Source organism: Moraxella sp. RCAD0137 (assembly GCF_002894025.1).
GTDB lineage: Bacteria > Pseudomonadota > Gammaproteobacteria > Pseudomonadales > Moraxellaceae > Moraxella > Moraxella porci.
This window is the reverse complement of record NZ_LTCC01000001.1, coordinates 442,997-462,237: the sequence shown is the minus strand read 5'-3', so window position 1 is coordinate 462,237 and position 19,241 is coordinate 442,997. Positions and strand designations below refer to the sequence as shown.

Annotated in this window: 22 protein-coding genes; 7 read left to right on the top strand and 15 right to left on the bottom strand. The window is 44.6% G+C overall.

Translation table 11 applies throughout. The features are described from left to right. Positions 1-22: 22 nt before the first annotated feature. Entirely contained in the window at positions 23-1,411 is a 1,389-nt protein-coding gene (gene purB / locus AZ602_RS02060; RefSeq protein WP_103033461.1) for an adenylosuccinate lyase, read from the bottom strand. 186 nt (positions 1,412-1,597) lie between these two features. On the opposite strand from purB, the gene AZ602_RS02055 reads away from it, so the two are divergent. After that, positions 1,598-2,041, top strand: a complete 444-nt coding sequence (locus AZ602_RS02055; RefSeq protein ID WP_103033460.1) for a hypothetical protein — start codon at positions 1,598-1,600, stop codon at positions 2,039-2,041. Between the two features lie 59 nt (positions 2,042-2,100). Here AZ602_RS02055 and mnmA read toward each other — a convergent pair whose 3' ends face one another. Next, positions 2,101-3,246, bottom strand: coding sequence for a tRNA 2-thiouridine(34) synthase MnmA (mnmA, locus tag AZ602_RS02050; RefSeq protein ID WP_103033459.1), 1,146 nt, complete (start codon positions 3,244-3,246; stop codon positions 2,101-2,103). Positions 3,247-3,346: 100 nt separating this feature from the next. Between mnmA and ispF the strand changes: the two genes are divergently transcribed. The 5 genes from ispF (at position 3,347) to AZ602_RS02025 (ending at position 7,222) form a co-directional block, all read left to right on the top strand. After that, entirely contained in the window at positions 3,347-3,829 is a 483-nt protein-coding gene (gene ispF, locus AZ602_RS02045; protein WP_103033458.1) for a 2-C-methyl-D-erythritol 2,4-cyclodiphosphate synthase, read from the top strand. An 8-nt stretch (positions 3,830-3,837) separates the two neighbouring features. Beyond that, positions 3,838-4,413: a cysteine hydrolase family protein gene (locus tag AZ602_RS02040; protein WP_103033457.1), complete on the top strand. Its 576-nt coding sequence runs from the start codon at positions 3,838-3,840 to the stop codon at positions 4,411-4,413. 103 nt (positions 4,414-4,516) lie between these two features. Next, on the top strand, positions 4,517-4,852 hold the full coding sequence (gene grxD / locus AZ602_RS02035; protein ID WP_078316791.1) for a Grx4 family monothiol glutaredoxin: 336 nt from the start codon (positions 4,517-4,519) through the stop codon (positions 4,850-4,852). A gap of 115 nt (positions 4,853-4,967) precedes the next feature. Further along, on the top strand, positions 4,968-6,749 hold the full coding sequence (gene ggt, locus AZ602_RS02030) for a gamma-glutamyltransferase (RefSeq protein ID WP_158245106.1): 1,782 nt from the start codon (positions 4,968-4,970) through the stop codon (positions 6,747-6,749). Between the two features lie 143 nt (positions 6,750-6,892). Continuing rightward, entirely contained in the window at positions 6,893-7,222 is a 330-nt protein-coding gene (locus AZ602_RS02025; protein ID WP_103033456.1) for a hypothetical protein, read from the top strand. A 35-nt stretch (positions 7,223-7,257) separates the two neighbouring features. On the opposite strand, the gene AZ602_RS02020 is transcribed toward AZ602_RS02025, so the two are convergent. From AZ602_RS02020 to AZ602_RS01960, 13 genes are all read right to left on the bottom strand, one after another. After that, complete coding sequence (locus AZ602_RS02020) at positions 7,258-8,016, bottom strand: ankyrin repeat domain-containing protein (protein WP_103033455.1); 759 nt, start codon at positions 8,014-8,016, stop codon at positions 7,258-7,260. Positions 8,017-8,043: 27 nt separating this feature from the next. Continuing rightward, positions 8,044-8,355, bottom strand: coding sequence for a hypothetical protein (locus tag AZ602_RS02015; protein WP_103033454.1), 312 nt, complete (start codon positions 8,353-8,355; stop codon positions 8,044-8,046). A gap of 20 nt (positions 8,356-8,375) precedes the next feature. Then, positions 8,376-10,733, bottom strand: coding sequence for a YgiQ family radical SAM protein (locus AZ602_RS02010; protein WP_103033453.1), 2,358 nt, complete (start codon positions 10,731-10,733; stop codon positions 8,376-8,378). A 105-nt stretch (positions 10,734-10,838) separates the two neighbouring features. Further along, positions 10,839-11,387, bottom strand: a complete 549-nt coding sequence (locus AZ602_RS02005) for a hypothetical protein (protein WP_103033452.1) — start codon at positions 11,385-11,387, stop codon at positions 10,839-10,841. 149 nt (positions 11,388-11,536) lie between these two features. After that, positions 11,537-11,875 (bottom strand): ISC system 2Fe-2S type ferredoxin, encoded by a 339-nt coding sequence (gene fdx, locus AZ602_RS02000; protein ID WP_078316797.1) that lies wholly within the window; start codon positions 11,873-11,875, stop codon positions 11,537-11,539. Positions 11,876-11,915: 40 nt separating this feature from the next. Continuing rightward, entirely contained in the window at positions 11,916-13,775 is a 1,860-nt protein-coding gene (gene hscA, locus AZ602_RS01995) for a Fe-S protein assembly chaperone HscA (RefSeq protein ID WP_103033451.1), read from the bottom strand. Positions 13,776-13,937: 162 nt separating this feature from the next. Then, positions 13,938-14,465 carry a Fe-S protein assembly co-chaperone HscB gene (gene hscB / locus AZ602_RS01990; protein WP_103033450.1) on the bottom strand — a complete coding sequence of 176 codons (528 nt, stop codon included), beginning with the start codon at positions 14,463-14,465 and terminating at the stop codon, positions 13,938-13,940. Between the two features lie 9 nt (positions 14,466-14,474). Continuing rightward, positions 14,475-14,795 (bottom strand): iron-sulfur cluster assembly protein IscA, encoded by a 321-nt coding sequence (iscA, locus tag AZ602_RS01985; protein WP_078254323.1) that lies wholly within the window; start codon positions 14,793-14,795, stop codon positions 14,475-14,477. A gap of 63 nt (positions 14,796-14,858) precedes the next feature. Continuing rightward, complete coding sequence (iscU, locus tag AZ602_RS01980; protein WP_078316800.1) at positions 14,859-15,242, bottom strand: Fe-S cluster assembly scaffold IscU; 384 nt, start codon at positions 15,240-15,242, stop codon at positions 14,859-14,861. 285 nt (positions 15,243-15,527) lie between these two features. After that, on the bottom strand, positions 15,528-16,751 hold the full coding sequence (locus AZ602_RS01975) for an IscS subfamily cysteine desulfurase (protein WP_103033449.1): 1,224 nt from the start codon (positions 16,749-16,751) through the stop codon (positions 15,528-15,530). Continuing rightward, the gene (locus AZ602_RS01970) at positions 16,748-17,251 is read right to left on the bottom strand and encodes an Rrf2 family transcriptional regulator (protein ID WP_078316802.1); all 504 of its coding nucleotides are present in this window, start codon (positions 17,249-17,251) and stop codon (positions 16,748-16,750) included. The genes AZ602_RS01975 and AZ602_RS01970 overlap by 4 nt, the downstream gene beginning before the upstream one ends. Before the next feature lie 271 nt (positions 17,252-17,522). Beyond that, positions 17,523-18,224 (bottom strand): hypothetical protein, encoded by a 702-nt coding sequence (locus AZ602_RS01965; RefSeq protein ID WP_078316803.1) that lies wholly within the window; start codon positions 18,222-18,224, stop codon positions 17,523-17,525. Between the two features lie 334 nt (positions 18,225-18,558). Next, positions 18,559-18,783: a hypothetical protein gene (locus AZ602_RS01960; RefSeq protein ID WP_103033448.1), complete on the bottom strand. Its 225-nt coding sequence runs from the start codon at positions 18,781-18,783 to the stop codon at positions 18,559-18,561. Between the two features lie 29 nt (positions 18,784-18,812). Between AZ602_RS01960 and AZ602_RS01955 the strand changes: the two genes are divergently transcribed. Further along, positions 18,813-19,085 carry an HU family DNA-binding protein gene (locus AZ602_RS01955; protein ID WP_078316805.1) on the top strand — a complete coding sequence of 91 codons (273 nt, stop codon included), beginning with the start codon at positions 18,813-18,815 and terminating at the stop codon, positions 19,083-19,085. Positions 19,086-19,241 lie beyond the last annotated feature (156 nt).

Below are 19,241 nucleotides of genomic sequence, written 5' to 3'. Positions count from 1 at the left end.
GGATGGTGATTTTTTTGAAGGATTATTTTAGATAATCTTTTAATGCACGAGCTTGATCAGCAGCATTACCTGTATAGGTCGCTGGTGTCATCTCGGCCAGACGCTGACGGTCGGCGTCAGGCACGGTCGCAAGCTCATCACCACCCACAAAATTCACCATCATCTCACGAGTCATCGCTTGACCACGAGTTAGGGCTTTTAGCTTTTCGTAAGGTTTTTCGACATTATAACGACGCATCACGGTTTGGATAGGCTCGGCTAGTACTTCTTGAGCATTGTCCAAATCTTCAAGTAGGCGGTCAGCATTGAGTTCAAGCTTGCCGATACCTTTTAGGCAGGCATCAAATGCGATCAAGCTTTGGGCAAAACCAACACCCATATTGCGAAGTACTGTCGAGTCAGTCAAATCACGCTGCCAGCGGCTGATAGGTAATTTTTCGCCCAAGTGTGCAAGTACAGCGTTGGCGATGCCTAGGTTGCCTTCAGAATTTTCAAAATCAATCGGATTGACTTTGTGTGGCATGGTTGATGAGCCTACTTCACCTTCTTTTAGTTTTTGTTTGAAATAACCCAGTGAAATATAACCCCATACATCACGGTTAAAGTCAATCAAGATGGTGTTAAAACGACGCAGCGCATCAAACATCTCAGCCATGTAGTCGTGCGGTTCAATCTGTGTGGTGTATGGGTTAAAGGTCAGACCTAGGCTTTCTACAAACGCTTGTGAGTGTTTTGGCCAGTCAATGTTTGGATAAGCAGATAGATGAGCATTATAGTTACCGACAGCACCGTTAATTTTACCTAACAATTCCACTGCTTTGAACTGCTGAATTTGGCGATGTAGGCGATAAGCGACATTCGCCATCTCTTTGCCTAGCGTGGTTGGGCTTGCGGTTTGACCGTGGGTGCGTGATAGCATCGGTTGGGCGGCATGCTTATCTGCCAAAGCGGCAATTTCATCGACGATTTTTTGCATACTTGCCACAAGCACATCACGGCCTGATTTGAGCATCAATGCATGAGATAGGTTGTTGATATCTTCTGAAGTGCACGCAAAATGGATAAACTCACCTGTATTGGCAAGCTCTGCGATGTCGGCAATTTGTTCTTTTAAGAAATATTCCACCGCTTTGACATCGTGGTTGGTGGTGCGTTCGATTTCTTTGATGCGTTCGGCATCAGTTTCTGAAAAGTTTACCACAATCGCATCAAGGCGAGCGTTGGTCTCGGCCGAAAATGGGGCAATTTCGCTGATTTGTGGGTGATTGGCTAGGGCTTGTAGCCAACGAACTTCCACAGTGACACGAGCGTGAATCAGACCAAATTCAGACAGATAAGGGCGAAGTGCATCGACTTTTGATGCATAGCGGCCATCAAGTGGCGATAGGGCGGTCAGGGTAGATAGGGTCATGAATAATCCTTAAAATCATCAAGAAAAAGGGCTTGGCGTATTATAACAAAAGTTTACACAGTTTTGGGAATTTGTGGTCAAAAAGTGCTTGTGTTGCTCAAATTTTATGAATGGTGAACAAGTTTGACTTGGTTGTCAGGGTTTGATAAGGTAAATATGTGATAAATAAAATCAAGGAGATGTATCATGAAACTTGAGTATCATTTGACAGTTGGGGAGCTGAATCGATATTTTGCCCGTAAATTTGATTGGCTAATCATGGTGATGGTAATCTGTGCGATTGTGGTAGGTGTGCAGTCTGTCAATCAAGGTTTGGGATTTGCTTGGGTTGGGGTGGGTGTATTGACTGTAACCATGGTCATGGTGTATGCGTTAATCATTGGCTTGCTGTCGTTTTGGTGCAAGCCTGCAGTGATTGAAATTACTGATACTAGCATCCAAGAGACGATGAGCGGCAAGACTAAGCAGTGGGCGTGGCATAAGGTGGGTGATTTTTCACTCGATGAGCGGTATTTGACCATTAAGCTTGGTGTATCTATTGCTATCATACCGATTGAGCAAGTTGGCGTGGCAGCGGCGATGGATTTTTATGAACGCATTTATCAGCAAAAACGCTTGAAGTTTCAGTGAATCGAGATGATACAAAGCAAAAAGACGGCTAATAACCGTCTTTTATTTATGATAACCCATTAGCCAATTTTGACATTACAGCCATCAATCACACCACCACCTAGACATACATCACCATCATAAAACACGACAGATTGCCCAAGCGTAACGGCACGCTGTGGCTCATCAAATACCACACGCACTTTATCGCCATCATGATACAAGGTGCAAGCTTGGTCAGGCTGACGATAGCGAGTTTTGGCGGTCAGTTTCGCCCCATCGGTAGGCGGTGCGACCACCCAGTCGAGCTTATAAGCGGTCAGCTCAGTGGACATCAGATAGGGATGCTCATGCCCTTGACCGACGATGAGGCGATTATTATCAAGGTCTTTGTGTAAGACAAACCAAGGCTCTTCAGGGCGACCTGATACGCCACCGATACCGATACCGCCACGCTGACCGATGGTGTAGTACATCAGACCATCGTGCTTGCCGATACACATGCCATCATCGGTATAGATATCACCTTGCTTGGCAGGCAGATAAGTTTGTAAAAAGTCTTTGAATTTACGCTCACCAATAAAGCAAATGCCCGTACTGTCTTTTTTCTTAGCAGTGGCAAGTTCGTATTTTTCGGCGATGGCACGTACAGCAGGTTTTTCAAGCTCACCCACAGGAAACAGCGTTTTGGCGATTTTGTCCCCGCCAACAGCGTGTAAAAAATAGCTTTGGTCTTTGTTGCCATCTAGTCCACGAAGTAGCTTCGCCTTGCCATCTACTGCAAAGCTACGACGGGTATAATGCCCTGTGGCAATAAAATCCGCACCCAAAGTCAAAGCATAATCCAAAAAGGCTTTGAATTTTACTTCTTTATTGCACAAAATATCAGGATTTGGCGTGCGACCTGCACTGTATTCCGCCAAAAAATGCTCAAACACTCTGTCCCAATATTCCATCGCAAAATTGGCGGTGTGTAGCTTGATGCCGATTTTGTCAGCGACCGCTTGTGCGTCTGCCAAGTCTTCTAAGGCGGTGCAATACTCGGTGCCGTCGTCTTCTTCCCAGTTTTTCATAAATAAGCCTTCCACGGCAAAACCCGCTTCTTTGAGCAGTACCGCAGAAACGGAAGAATCAACACCGCCAGACATACCGACGATGACTTTGATGTCTTTGGGTTCTTTGCCAAGTGATTTGGCGACATCGGTTAGAGTGAATGGTGTGGTCATAGTTGTTCTTAAATTGATAAAAATGAATGATTTATTATAGCAAATTTAGCCAGTTATTTTGTGTTATAATTGAATAATTCAAGGTTTTTAAGGAATTATCATGCTAAGAATTGGTCAGGGCTTGGATGTACACGCATTTACCGATGGCGATTTTGTGACGCTTGGTGGTATCCAAATTCCCCATACACATGGCATCAAGGCACATTCAGACGGTGATGTGCTGCTTCATGCTTTGTGCGATGCACTTTTGGGTGCGTTGGCACTCGGTGATATTGGTATGCATTTTCCTGATACTGATGACGCCTATAAAGGGGCGGATAGCAAGGTCTTACTTGCTCATGTGTATGACTTGGTCAAATCAAAGGGCTACGAGCTTGTCAATGCTGATATGACGGTGATTTGTGAAGCACCAAAACTATCACCGCACAACCTTGCCATGCGTGACTGTATCGCAGGCGTGCTTGGCATCAATCTAGACTGTATCAGCATCAAAGCCACCACCAACGAAAAAATGGGCTATTTGGGGCGAAAAGAAGGGATTTTTGCCAGCAGTGTGGTGCTGCTACAAAAGGCGAATGATTAAGGTTTAATATGAATCATCAAAATTTTTCACCACGCCCTGCATTACTATTGATAGATTTACAACAAGGCTTTAATGATGAAACGCATTGGGGCGGTAATCGTAACAATCCTGATGCCGAACAAATCTGCTTAAAATTATTGACCCATTGGCGAACGCATAAGCTACCAATTTTTCATATACGCCATCACTCCACAGAAGCTGATTCACCATTAAATCCAAAACACGCAGGCTTTGCCTTTATGCCAGCGACGGCACCGATGGCAAATGAATGCGTGATTGATAAGATGGTGAACAGTGCGTTAATTGGTACAGATTTACAAAGTCGACTACATCAAGCGGGTATTGATACACTTGTTTTGGCGGGGCTGACTACCAATCACTGCGTATCCACCACCGCACGCATGGCAGGTAATTTGGGTTTTACCACTTTTGTGGTATCGGACGGCACGGCGACTTTTGATAGAATTGGGGTAAATGGCGAACGCTTTGACAGTCAGCTTGTGCATGACATCAGTCTTGCTAATTTACATGGTGAATTTGCCACAGTGTTAACAAGCGATGAGATTTTGGCGATGGTAGGGTGATTGCTGATGGTAATTGTCCAAAGATTACAAATCCACCTTTAAAAATTCGCCAACAAGCCTTATAATAGCTGAAAGTTTATTTATCTCAATCAAGGAAAAATCCATGACCGACATCAACCCACAAATCAAAGAATTGATCGAAAACCAAATCAAAGACCATGCCGTGCTACTGTACATGAAAGGCACACCACAGTTCCCACAATGTGGTTTTTCTGCTCGTGCGGTAGAAGTACTGACCCAAATCGGTCGCCCATTTGCGTTCGTCAATATCCTAGAAAATCCTGATATTCGTAGCACCTTGCCACTGATTGCCAACTGGCCAACCTTCCCACAGCTGTGGGTCAATGGCGAGCTGATCGGCGGTAGCGACATCATCCTACAAATGTATCAATCAGGCGAGCTTAAGCCATTGATTGAAGAGCATACACAAGCGGTGTAATGTAATTTGACCTTTTGTAGACAATAACCTGGTTTTTTAACTGGGTTATTTTTTTATTGCTTTTAAATAACTGATTGGATACAATCGTTATACCGTTAATTTACAAGGAATTGTTATGTTTCGCATCCTGCCGCTCGCCATCACTGTGGCGTTATTGACCGCTTGCCAGACAGTCGTTGCACCCATCGACACTCAAGTCGCCTTAAAATCTACTCAACCCACCACGACGCCAACAGGGGCAGATGCTTACGCACCTGAGCGTGCTACGGGATTGACTGAGCAAAGTGAGATTCATGCCAAAGACTTTATGATCGCCACTGCCAATCCTTTGGCGACCGAAGCAGGCTATGATATCCTAAAAAAAGGCGGCAGTGCTGTGGATGCGATGGTGGCTGCTCAGACGACGCTTAGTTTGGTTGAGCCACAATCATCAGGGCTGGGCGGCGGTGCCTTTGTGGTGTATTGGGATAACAAAACCAAGACTTTGACCACCTTTGATGGGCGTGAAACCGCTCCAATGTCGGCAACGCCTGAGCTGTTTTTGGATAAAGAGGGTAAGCCTTTAAAATTCATGGATGCGGTGGTCGGTGGTCGTTCGGTAGGTGTGCCTGCCGTACCGCTATTGATGGAAAGCTTGCATGGTCGCTATGGCGTATTGCCTTGGGGTAGTTTGTTTGATACTCCTATTCGTCTAGCTACTGATGGCTTTGAAGTATCGCCGCGTATGGCAATATCCATCAGCCAAAACGAACAATATCTTAAACGCCATGCCAAAACTGCCGAATATTTTTTGCCCAATGGGCAGGCTTTAAAGGCGGGGGATATTCTTAAAAACCCTGAATTTGCCGAAACGGTTAGTACACTTGCCAAAGCGGGCTCACAACCATTTTATACGGGTAAATATGCTCAAAATATCGTTGATGTGGTACAAACTGGCGATAATGCAGGTGACCTATCCATGGCAGATTTTGGGGCTTATAAAGTTATCCAAAGGCATCCTGTATGCGTCACTTACCGTGTATATGAAGTGTGTGGCATGGGCGCCCCAAGCTCTGGCGGTATCGCTGTTGGGCAGATTTTGGGGATGTTAAATAATTTTGATCCAAGTCAAACAGGCTATCATGCCGATGGACTAAGACGGCTTGGTGATGCGTCTCGTTTGGCGTTTGCCGACCGTGATATGTATGTGGCTGATCCTGAGTTTGTTCCTGTGCCAACCAAGTCATTGATTAGCAATGATTATCTCAAACAACGTAGTCAGCTGATTGCCAATAGTAGCCAAGCATTGAGCGAAGTTAAAGCAGGTGAGTTTGTACATGAATGGGTGGTGGGTAATGGCATGGAATTGCCGTCCACCAGTCATATTTCTATTGTGGACAAAGATGGCAATGTATTGTCAATGACCACATCGATTGAAAATGCCTTTGGTTCTACATTGATGGCAAATGGCTATTTATTAAACAATGAATTGACCGATTTTAGCTTTGAGCCGACCAAAGAAGGTAAATTGGTTGCTAACCGTGTAGAAGGGGGTAAACGCCCACGCTCATCGATGGCACCCACCATTGTACTAAAAGATGGCAAGCCTTATATGGCAGTCGGCTCACCTGGTGGTAGTCGTATCATTGGCTATGTTGCCAAAACCATTGTGGCACATAGTGATTGGAATATGGGTATCCAGGAAGCCATTTCTGCACCCAATGTACTTAATCGCTTTGGCAGCTATGAGCTAGAAAAAGACACGCAAGCCAGCAATTGGGCAGCTCCGCTTGAGCAATTGGGTTATAAAACGGATGTGCGAGAGCTTAACTCGGGCGTGCAAGCGATTGTAATTCACCCTGAAAGCTTGGTGGGTGGTGCTGACCCACGCCGCGAAGGTAAGGTTATGGGCGATTAGTTATCAGGCTTGTGTGCAGTTTAAATATCCAATCTATTTAGGTTGGATATTTTTTTGGCGACTTGCCAATCCGTCATGGGCTTGCCTTGCAAATCCTACTTTTGTCCATATTAAATACCGTAAGATGACAATAAGGATAACCCATGAACCCAATCAAACAAATCTCCGAGCAAATTCTAACGCTGTGTGAGTCGCCGAATACCGCATTACAAGCCATTCATCTCATCATTCAGCATAGCGGTGCAGGCGAGCTGGCATGGCAAGTGGTGTACAACCGTGTGATGGCGGATCGTGATGTCGATGGGGCGTATTATTTGGCGAATTTTGCCATGCAAGTGCAGGATTTGCCTTTTGATGGCTTACCACTGGTTGAGCTTGTGCTCAAAGAGGGTGATGAGCATATGAAATTGGCATTGCTTGACAAACTGCCTGATGATGCCAAAGCTAATCTACAGACAATGGGTATTATCTAAAAAACCGCTGCGATGCATCACAGCGGTTTTAAGATTTATTGACAGCTTGCCTTGCCGGTGCGGTGATTGACGGTACCAAGGCTTGCCAATAGCTGTTGCATCTGTACATGACCACGAGTACACGCATAAGAATAAGCGGATTGATTATAAGAACCCATTTTTGGGTCATCGGTGGTGGCGACCAAGTTGAGATTTGCACCTTGAGCTGCCAAATATTTCACCGTTTCAAGGCGGTTGTTGCTGGCGGCGACCATCACCAAAGTTTCGCCATCGCTTTCAACAGTTTGGTCGTTAAGATCCACAGGCTTTTTGGCGTTTAGTTGCTGGTGGACTTTTTTGACGATGTTGGTGTTTTTGCCCAGTACTGCCGATTTCATAACATTATACACATCGCCTTTGTCGGTGGCGTATAGGTCGGCACCTTGGGCGATTAAGTAGTCCACCATGTCTTCATAGCCGATAAACGCCGCCCAGCCCAAAGCTGTCTGCTCAAGACTGCCCACATCTTTGGCTTCAATGTTTTGACCATGCTCTACCATGTATTTGACTGTTGGTAAATCGCCACGCTTGACCGCATCAAACCACGCTGCATCAGGACCTGTGGATGGTTTATCATAAAACACACGCCAAGCCAGTTTGTTTTCGTTGGCGATGTCAAAATTTTCTGCATCGCTAAAGCGAAAGTTCTGGGCTGGGGCGGGTTTAGTTTGGCTGCTCTGAGCATGGCCAGGTGTTTGACCGCTGACACAGGCAGTTAATAGACAGCCTAAAGTGATGATGATGGGAAGTTTCATAAAATCTCCTAATGATTTTGAAAAAAATTAATCAAACAGTGGCAATCTTTCTACGAACAGCCGATGATGTTCAGCGGATATTGCCAATAATGCGACCAAAAAAGCAATCAGTAGCACCACAACGCCGATGTATTTTAGTTTGGTGTGATAAAGTAGGGCTAATTTGCCACTCACCACACCAAAACCAAAAAACAGCCCCAAAAAGACACCATGAGCCAAAACGCCAACTTGATAAGTGATGAGTGAATACGCCACCAAAGCTGCAGCTGCCCACCAAGCCATCAGACCAAGCCATGCCAGTAGGCGATACACCTGCCCAAAACGCCCATACGCTGTCATTATTTAGCCTTTAACTAGCATTATTTGCCTTTACGAGCCTTGTGCTCACCTGTCTTGCGTGGTGGCAGTCCAGTATGCTGGGTCAGCACTCGCCCTTTGGGTGGCTGACGGTGTTGCGATTTGCCTTGATTTTGGCTTTCTGCACCTTTTGTAGCGGCGTTGCCTGTCCGCTTGATGCTATCACCATTAGCACTGGAGTTCTTTTTACGAGCTGATTGATAACTGCCCGTGCCAGCCGGTTGATAAGTTGGAATTAAATGCTGTTTACTATTACCAATTAAATCACTTCTGCCCATTTCTTTTAAGGCATGGCGTAACAATTCCCAATTATTGGGGTCATGATAACGCAAAAAGGCTTTATGTAAACGGCGACGTTTCTCACCTTTGACAATATCCACATCTTCACTGGTGCGAGAGACTTTTGCTAGCGGATTTTTCCCAGAATAATACATGGTCGTTGCACTTGCCATCGGACTTGGATAAAAGGTTTGCACTTGGTCAGCACGGAAACCATTTTTCTTTAGCCAAATTGCCAAATTCATCATATCATAATCACTAGTTCCGGGGTGGGCAGCGATAAAATATGGAATTAAATATTGCTCTTTACCTGCCTCGCGGCTAAAACGGTCAAACATCTGTTTAAAGCGGTCATAAGTACCAATGCCGGGCTTCATCATTTTGGATAAAGGGTTTGCTTCAGTATGTTCTGGGGCAATTTTCAGATATCCGCCTACATGATGCGTAACCAATTCTTTGACATATTCAGGATTTAACACCGCCAAATCATAACGCAATCCTGAACCAATCAAAATCTTTTTAATGCCGCGGATTTCACGTGCTTTACGATAAAGTTGGGTCAGTGGAGCATGGTCAGTATGCAGATTTTGACACACACCTGGGTAAACACATGATGGTTTACGGCAATTTTTTTCAATTTCAGGGTCTTTGCAATGCAAGCGATACATATTCGCTGTTGGCCCCCCAAGGTCAGAAATAATGCCTGTAAAATTTGGTGCGGTATCACGGATTTTTTCCACTTCTCTTAAAATGGATTCTTCCGAACGATTTTGGATAATTCGCCCTTCATGTTCGGTAATGGAACAGAAGGTACAGCCCCCAAAACAACCCCGCATAATATTGACCGAAAACTTAATCATATCAAAGGCAGGGAAACGAGCATTACCATAGCTTGGATGTGGCAAGCGAGCATAAGGCAAATCAAAAATATAATCCATCTCTTCGGTGGTGAGTGGAATTGCTGGTGGATTTAGCCAAACATCTCTATCGCCATGACGTTGTACCAAGGCTCGGGCATTGCCGGGGTTGGTTTCTAGGTGCAAAATACGATTGGCATGGGCATACATCACACGGTCATTTGCCACTTGTTCAAAACTTGGCATACGAATCACTGCCAATTCTCGTGGTGGTAATTTGTGTTTAATGGCTTTTAATGGTTGCAGACTGACAATTTGCGTATCACTTGGCAAATCATCACCTGCTTTTACGATTGGATTTTCGACCACATCTTTATTAAAGTTTTGATATTGTTCTGTTTTATTTTGCTCAATTTCACAATCGGCAACATCTTCCATCATCACATAAGGATTGATAATTGGGTCAACTCGCCCAATCGTATCTACATCATTACTGGCAATTTCAATAAAATCTTTTTTAAGATGACGATTAGATTTATTTAAAATAAATGCTGTACCACGCACATCGACAATCGTTTTGATAGTTTCACCACGAGCCAAGCGGTGCATGATTTCAATAATTGCACGCTCACCATTACCATAAACCAAAATATCAGGTTTTGCGTCCATTAAAATGGAGCGACGCACTTTATCTGACCAATAATCATAATGGGCGATACGGCGTAAACTGCCTTCAATTCCCCCTAAAATAATCGGCACATCTGGAAAGGCTTCACGGCAACGCTGACAATACACTGTCGCCGCACGGTCAGGGCGTTTATTTGGTACATTATCAGGGGAATAGGCATCATCAGAACGGATTTTGCGGTCAGCCGTATAGCGGTTAATCATACTGTCCATATTGCCTGCGGTAACGCCAAAGGCAATGTTTGGTTTGCCAAGTACTTTAAATGCATCAGCAGATGTCCAATCGGGCTGGGCAATAATGCCAACACGAAAACCTTGTGCTTCAAGCGTGCGTCCAATCACCCCTGAACAAAATGATGGATGGTCAATATAGGCATCACCACACACTAAAATAAAATCGCAACTATCCCAACCAAGCATATCCATTTCTGCTTTGGACATGGGTAAAAATGGTGCAGGTTCAAAACAACTTGCCCAATATTTATCATAATCTAAAATATTTTTGGCAGTTTGGCGGTGTTTATAAGCGGTGGACATGGATAGCGTTACCAAATAAAAAGTAATAATGAAAACTTCTCATTTTAGCATGAATTTTATTCAAATTGGGGGAATGTTGTGGGCTTTTGGTAAATGATGGGCGGGTTATTTGATTAAGATAATTCGTCTGCCAGTTGCCTTAAGGTGATAATCATGAATCAGTAAGGCAAGTTTTTTGTAGTGAATGGGTAGATTTTCATGATAAATTTCAATGTTTTTCAGAGATTTATCAAAAATCGTAATGTGTGCGCCTTGCGTTTTATGCCTGCCGAACGTTTCTACGGATGAGAAATTTTGCCATGGAATATATATCGTCTTATTATCAAGATGGTGCGTCAAGCCATCAGGTGTTAGCTGTAGAAAATAAGAATTTGGGTCTGTGCTTAGGCTAAACTTGTGATTTTGTTTTTGTTCATAAACCATACCAAGTAATAAAAGTCCTGCCAATAGAACAACCCAACCAAAAATAAAGTGCCAATCATGAATGATGATATGAATGCCAAGCACAGCCAGAGGAATCCCAAAAACAACACCTAATAGGGCATTGAAGTTCAACAAAGGACGATGGATATGAATGGTAATCTTAGGTAAGTCCAAAATAGAATCTGTCTGTCTAATTTGGGCGAGATACTGCTCAAAATGCTGATGATTCATAAGTGTAAATAAAAAAAGTGCGATAAGTGATTTTATCGCACTTTTTGAGTTTTGGCGAATTAAATGATGCGCCTAAAATTAAGTAGTTGGCATCGTCAATTTTCGAGTGTGAATGCTCGGCTAAATACCTCAATGGCTTTTATGGATGATCAATGATTCTCTTTGGCGTGATTGAGTGTGTATTTTGGTATCTCAATCACCAAATCTTCATCGGCGACGATACACTGACAAGCCAGTCGAGAATCGGGCTCAAGACCCCAAGCGCGGTCAAGTAAATCGCCTTCGATGTCATCCATCTCTTCTAGGCTATCAAAGCCTTTGCGGATAACCACATGGCAAGTGGTGCAGGCTTTTGACATATCGCAGGCGTGTTCGATTTTGATGCCGCGATCTAGTAGGGCTTCACATAGATTTTCACCAGCATTGATTTCGACAGTCGCACCTTCTGGGCAGATCTCATGGTGGGGTAGTAGGGTTACAGTGGTCATAAATATCTCTTTTGATTTGAAATTTATAATAAATTCGTCATTACCAATCGCTGGTGCGTGTGCCTGCAAGGGCATCTTTGACATTCTTATCCATGATGACGCCAGCAAAGTGATCGCTGGCAGGTTTTAGTCTAGCGACGGCATCATCAAGCAAAGCTTTATCATCGCCATCAATCGCATGACGCACATCATTCATCAGTGCTTGTAGGGTGTTTTTTTCATCATCACTTAATAGATCGCCAAATTCCGCCAATGCAGAGGTCAGTGCAATCAGCTCTCGATCGGCTTCGACTTTGGCTTCAATCAGCATACGCACCTTTTTGTCTTCGTTGGCGTGTGTAAAGCCTGCCAAGAGTAGCTGCTCTTGCTGTGCTTCTGACAGCCCATAGCTTGGGCTGACTTCGATATGGCTTTTGACACCGGTGGTGGTTTCTTGGGCAGATACGGTTAGCTGACCATTGGCATCGATGCTAAAGGTGACTTCGATACGCGCCAAGCCTGCTTTCATCGGTGGGATGCCATACAGCTCAAAGCGCGCCAAACTGCGACAATCTGCGACGGTATCGCGCTCGCCTTGGACGACATGGACAATCATGCCTGTCTGACCATCTTGGTGCGTGGTAAAGGTCTGACGACGAGCCACAGGAATTGGTGTGTTACGTGGGATGATGACTTCGACCAGTCCGCCCATCGTCTCAAGTCCAAGCGATAACGGTGTGACATCAAGCAGCAATAAGCCATCGCCTTTTTTATTAATCAGCTGGTCAGCGGCGATACTTGCGCCAAGTGCGACGACTTCATCAGGGTTGATGCTACACAGTGGCGCACGATTAAAATACGCTTCGACAGCATGAATAATCACCGGCATACGAGTTGAGCCACCGACTAGGATGACATCATTGAGTGCTGATTTGTCAAGCTTGGCATCAAGTAGCACCTGCTCACAGGCTTGTAGCGTGCGACGGATGACAGGCTCAATGATTTGGCTAAGTGTTTGATTATCAAGCTGTAGCGACAGTGGCGTACCTGCAATAGTGGCATCAACTGTGACACTGTCGGTATCGGTCAGGGCTTGCTTATAGCCTTTGGCAAGTTTGGCGAGCGTTGATTTTTCGCTATTGTCAATGTGAGCAGGATCAAGCTTGGCTTGCTTGATGAGCCAGTTGGCAAGTAAGCGGTCAATGTCATCACCGCCCAAGGCTGAATTACCACCAGTAGCCAGTACTTCAAACACGCCATCACTAAGTCGAAGGATGGAGACATCAAAAGTACCACCACCCAAGTCATACACCAAATAATTGCCATGAGTAGTCGCTTTATCCAAGCCATAAGCAATGGCAGCGGCTGTCGGTTCATTGAGTAGGCGTAGGACGGTCAGACCTGCCGCAGTGGCTGCATCCTTAGTGGCTGTACGCTGTGCATCATCAAAATACGCAGGCACAGTAATCACCGCACCTTGGATGCTGTCATCAGGTAGTGCAGCAGCGGCGTGGCGATATAGGCGTGACAATAGATGAGCTGATGTCTCAACTGGGGATTTATCCCCTTGAGCGGTGACAAAAGCAGGCATATTGGCATCATCACCGCTTAATGTATAAGGGTGTGAAAACTTAATATCACTGCGAGCTCGCCCCATGAATCGCTTGGCGGAGATGATGGTGTTAGCCGTGTCATCAGCATAAGCCAAAGCTTCTTTACCTGTCAATGGCGTATCGCTTTGGTCGCCATAATACACGACTGATGGCAATAGCGGTGTGTCATTAAATGGCAAGACTTGTGCCTTGCCTGAGCGAACCACGCCAACCAAAGAATGTGTCGTGCCAAGGTCAATACCTAGGGCAAAACGATGCTGGTGGGGGTTTTTGCTTTGATTTGGTTCGCTGATTTGTAATAATGACATGGCAAATTCTTAAAATTAATAAAAAAGTGGCGATTGGAAAAGTGTTTTCCAGTGGCTAATTATACTAAATTTTGATGCGTTATCCAAAATAGTTCATCATAAAAACACGCCAAAAGGCATCAATCTGGCGTGCCAATTCTAACTTTCCCTAACATCATGCAATCAGACATACAAATCGTCATCATCGGTATGATGTTGTAGGATTTCGCTGATTTTTGCGATGATATCATCATGTAGCTTACCGACGAATTGTAATTTTTGGGCAAGATCTCGTGCGCTTATCCAGTCTTGGGCTTGATATGCATGATCAAAACCATCTGCCAAAGCTTGGCTGGTTTGAGTGATTTCATCCGCCATCTGATTCAGAGCTGTCTTATCATCAGTATCATCAAGCGCAATGCGAATTTCCATCATCTCACCCAAAAAATCCCAATCGCTGATCGATTTATCCAAATCGATATCTTCACCATTTAGACTAAGCAAATAAGCAGCACGGCTATCATCACGCTTTAGGGTGTCATAAGCATGATTAATCAATGATGCGTTTTGGGTGATGGCGATACTGTCGCCGTCTTGACGGTCAGGATGATGCGTTTTTTGGAGATCCAGCAGACGCGCCTTAAGCTGATCTGCATCAATCCGAAAGCTGATCGGCAGACCAAATAATGCAAAAAAATGATTCTCGTTCATCGATATGCCCTAGACGGTGAAAGATTCGCCGCAGCCACATTCGCCTTTTTGGTTGGGATTGGTGAATTTGAACCCTGAATTTAGTCCTTCGGTGACATAATCCATCTCAAGACCGTTTAGGTACACAAGGCTTTTTGGGTCAACAAAGACATTCACGCCACCGCTTGAGAACTTCTCATCGGTATCGTTTGGCTCATCGACGAACTCAAGCACATAAGCCAATCCCGAGCAGCCAGCTGTACGCACACCGACACGGATACCTTCGCCGCTTCCACGGTTCTCCAAGAAATCTTTGACATGCTGTGCAGCACGGGCAGTTAGGGTAATCATGACAATTCCTTAAAATTCTCTAAAGATTGGCTTATTTAATTGATACGATGAATGGTAGTCAAATTAAGCTTGTGCTTTGGTTTGATAATCTTCAATCGCCGCTTTGATGGCATCTTCGGCAAGTACTGAGCAGTGTACCTTGACTGGTGGTAGTGCCAGTTCTTCTGCGATATCTTTATTTTTGATGGCAGCGGCTTGATCTAGGGTTTTGCCTTTTAGCCATTCGGTAACGAGCGAGCTTGATGCGATGGCAGAGCCGCAGCCATAAGTTTTGAATTTGGCATCTTCAATGATACCATCATCGCTGACTTGGATTTGTAGGCGCATCACATCACCACAAGCAGGTGCACCAACCATACCAGTGCCGACATTTTTGGCGTTTTTGTCTAGGTTGCCCACATTGCGTGGATTTTCATAATGATCGATGACTTTATCTGAATATGCCATAACTGTATCTCTTTTAAGTTTGGTGAATTGACAAATCGTGCGTTGGCTGGATTTGCCAAATTTTCTACTAAATTTTTATCTGCTGTATTGTAATCGTTTATTTATAGGTGGCTAGTGCTAGGTGGGTGAGCACTGGTGTACTTGTGTACATTGAGCATCAGTCCTACAACCTATAAATAGCCATTGTCGTGGTGGTTATTGCCTAGTGCTAGGCAGGCGAACGATGGTGTACATCTAGTACATCAAGTGAGCCTAACGATGCAATAGGCATAACCACACAGACAATCAGTGTTCTTGCCATTCAACGGTGGATAAATCAATCCCCTCTTTGAACATATCCCACAATGGTGATAGTTCACGCAGTTTGTCCACCGCTTCATGAATTTGGGCAAGTACACGGTCAATATCTGCTTCGGTGGTGTAGCGACCGATACTAAAGCGAATCGATGAATGTGCAAGCTCATCAGGACGACCAATCGCGCGCAGTACATACGATGGCTCAAGTGTCGCTGAGGTACACGCCGAACCTGATGATACTGCCAAATCTTTTAGGCTCATCATCAGACTCTCGCCTTCGACGAAGTTGAAGCTGACATTGATGATATTTGGAATACCATGCTCAAGGCTACCGTTTAGATAAACTTCTTCGATGTCTTGTAGGCCATTCCATAGCTTGTCACGCAATGCTTTGATGTGCGCATGATCTTCATCAAAACGCTGAACCGATAGGGCAAATGCTTCACCCATACCGACGATCTGATGTGTCGCTAGGGTACCTGAACGCATACCACGCTCATGACCGCCGCCATGCTGTTCTGCTTTGATGCGTACGCGAGGCTTGCGACTGACATAAAGCGCACCAATACCTTTTGGGCCATAAATTTTGTGTGCTGAGAAACTCATCAAATCAACTTTTAGTTCAGCTAGGTTGATTTTGATTTTGCCGACTGCTTGAGCGGCATCGACATGGAACAGTACGCGTTTGGCACGAGTAATCTCACCAATCGCAGCGATGTCTGTGACAGTACCAAGCTCGTTATTCACCGCCATTAGGCTAACCAAGATGGTATCATCACGCAGTGCCGATTCGACTTGAGCTGGAGTAATCAGGCCTGTGCCTTGCTCTGGCTCAAGATAAGTAATCTCAAAACCTTCTTCTTCAAGCTGACGGCAAGTGTCCAAAATGGCCTTATGCTCAATCTTGGAGGTGATGATGTGCTTGCCTTTGCTATGATAAAAATGTGCCACGCCTTTTAGGGCAAGGTTATCCGACTCGGTCGCACCGCTGGTGAAGACGATTTCACGAGGGTCAGCACCGACAGTTTGGGCGATTTGGTCACGGGCGGTTTCGACCGCTTCTTCTGCTTGCCAGCCAAAGCCATGCGAGCGAGAAGCAGGGTTACCAAAGATACCATCAAAAGTGAGGTACTGCACCATCTTATCCGCCACTTCTTTGGCGACTGGGGTGGTGGCTGCGTAGTCGAGATAAATCAGTGATGTCTGGCTCATGCTAGATTTCCAATTAAATTGATTGTTGTGATTTGTGAGTCTTTTTTTGCCCCGCAGACGCGATGTTCTTGGCGGTCGGCGATGGCTTGTGTGTTTTTAGTTTCTAATAACTGTGCTAGGGTGACATTTTTTAGGTATGATTCGATGTGTGCAGATAAATCATGCCACAGATCATGTGTCAAGCACATCGAGCCGTCATGACAGTCGCCTTTGCCGCCGCACTGAGTCGCATTGATACTCTCATCGACAGCGGTGATGATGCTCATGATGTCAATTTCGGAAAGTGGCTTGGCAAGATGATAACCGCCTGATGCACCCCGTGTGCTATTAACCAAGCCTTTTTTGCGAAGCTTTGAAAATAGCTGCTCTAGGTAAGATATGGAGATGGATTGGCGTTTTGCAATGTCTGATAACGACACTGCACCTTGATGGCGGTTCTCTTGGACAGCCAGATCAAGCAAGGCAGTGACGGCATACCGTCCACGAGTGGTTAAACGCATACGAAATCCCAAAATTGCCGAGTTTGAACAAGTCAAACCTAGGTAAATAAATAATCTGCCAATCACTTGGCTTATTCACAATGTCGCTTATTATAATAATTCCGAGTAAATAGGTCAAGATTATTTGCATAAAAAAATCCATCAGAATTTTCAATTCGATGGATTGATATTATCAATGCAATGTCAATGCCAGAGCCGCTGGTTGATGGCTTATCACGCCAAGCTGATCATCACTGCCGGATGTACTGGCCAAGCGTGATGCGACGATGACTTAGATCACAAAATGCAAAACAATGCTCACCAAAGCGATGACGGCAGCGACGATGGCTGCAATGATCGCAGATTTTTGTTTGCTTTTGGCTTCGATAAGTTGGGTGGCGAGACGCTGATTTTCCATTGTCAAAGTATCGATGCGTTCGGCTTGCTCGTTGATCTTGATTTGATAATTGGCGATTTTTTCGGCGCGCTCTTCGGGCGTTGGTTTTTGTTTGTCGCCGCCTGTAAACTTGGCTAAGACATTTTGAATCGCGCCACCGACGCCGACGCGCACCAAAAAGCCTTTGAGATTCTCAACTTGAGCAGCCTCACCTCGAATCTGCAACGCTTCGATGTGATCAGGATTGTGGTTGATCAAAGCATTGATCAGCTGAAAGCTGTAGGCATTAACGGTGATATCTGCTGCTTGCTTGTCTTGGGGTAGTTCATTGTCGAGTAACACGCCGCGATAGCCGAAAGTGGCATACACAGTGACATGTGGCAAATAAGAGCGAATGCAAACGACAGTACCAGCTTTGGCCAATGGGTAGGCCAGTTGGCGCAGCTTTGGGTCAAATCGCAGCATCAAAGTCAGCGCCGATTCGATAAAAATCAGCACAATGCTAAGCAGGCTTTTTGAGATGACACCACCAGAATGGCTCTCAGCTGCAGGCTTTGGTGCTTGGTTTTGTGCTGAATTGGAGTTGTCTTGAATCATTGAATTTTCCTAAAGTTATTTTAATCGATATTATCCACAATCTGTTTGATCATAGCGATCACTTTATTCTAAGCGCTTAATGGCTGTCTGTATGGTCTTGGTGGTAATTTAACTGTCCAATATGCCAAACGCATAAACCATCGTCTAGCAGCCATAAAATAGCACATCTGCAACAATTTTGCCAGTGGGCAAAGATAGCTTGGCTTTAACAGCATGGCTCTCAGGGGTATGACAGCGACCTGCACCGACACATTAACGCATGCTTGTCATCTTACTGTATCTTTGATAAGAAAAATAGCGGTTTTTTGCAGCTTTTACATAAAAATATGTAATTTTACTTGCTTATTGTTGCGCCACTTGTTATAAAGGTAGGTATTGTTTGCGGTGTTTTGGCGTTATTTTTAAAATTTGTGTGAGTTTTAAGCATAAAACTACAAAATTTTGCAATTTTTGTGCAAAATTTTGTATTTAGCACTTGTAAAACCGCGATGATGCTTTTAAAATGCATCCTTATTAAAGCTGCTATAACACTAGCAAACCCATTTTGGAAATTTTCCATCCATTGTTCCATTGTAAAGAGGATCAGTTATGAATAAGTCAGAATTGGTAGATAGCATCGCACAAAGCGCTGGCCTTACCAAAGAGCAAGCTGCAAAAGCAGTCAATGCATTCACCGAGAGCGTACAAGGTGCACTACAACGTGGTGATGACGTTGTATTGGTTGGTTTTGGTACATTCAGTGTAAAAGAGCGTGCAGCTCGCACTGGCCGCAATCCTAAGACTGGCGAAGAAATCCAAATCGCTGCCAGCAAAGTACCTAGCTTTAAAGCAGGTAAAGGCCTAAAAGATTCTGTAAACTGATTGTTATTTTTGATAAATCAATTATCGAATCGATAAGTCGCTCATTGAGCGGCTTTTTTGTTTTGTGCTGATTTTAATTGCTAAGGAAATTTATGGCAAATTACAAAAAGTATTTTGAGAATTTGCCAAAACTAGCGTATCATAGTAGGGTTTTAG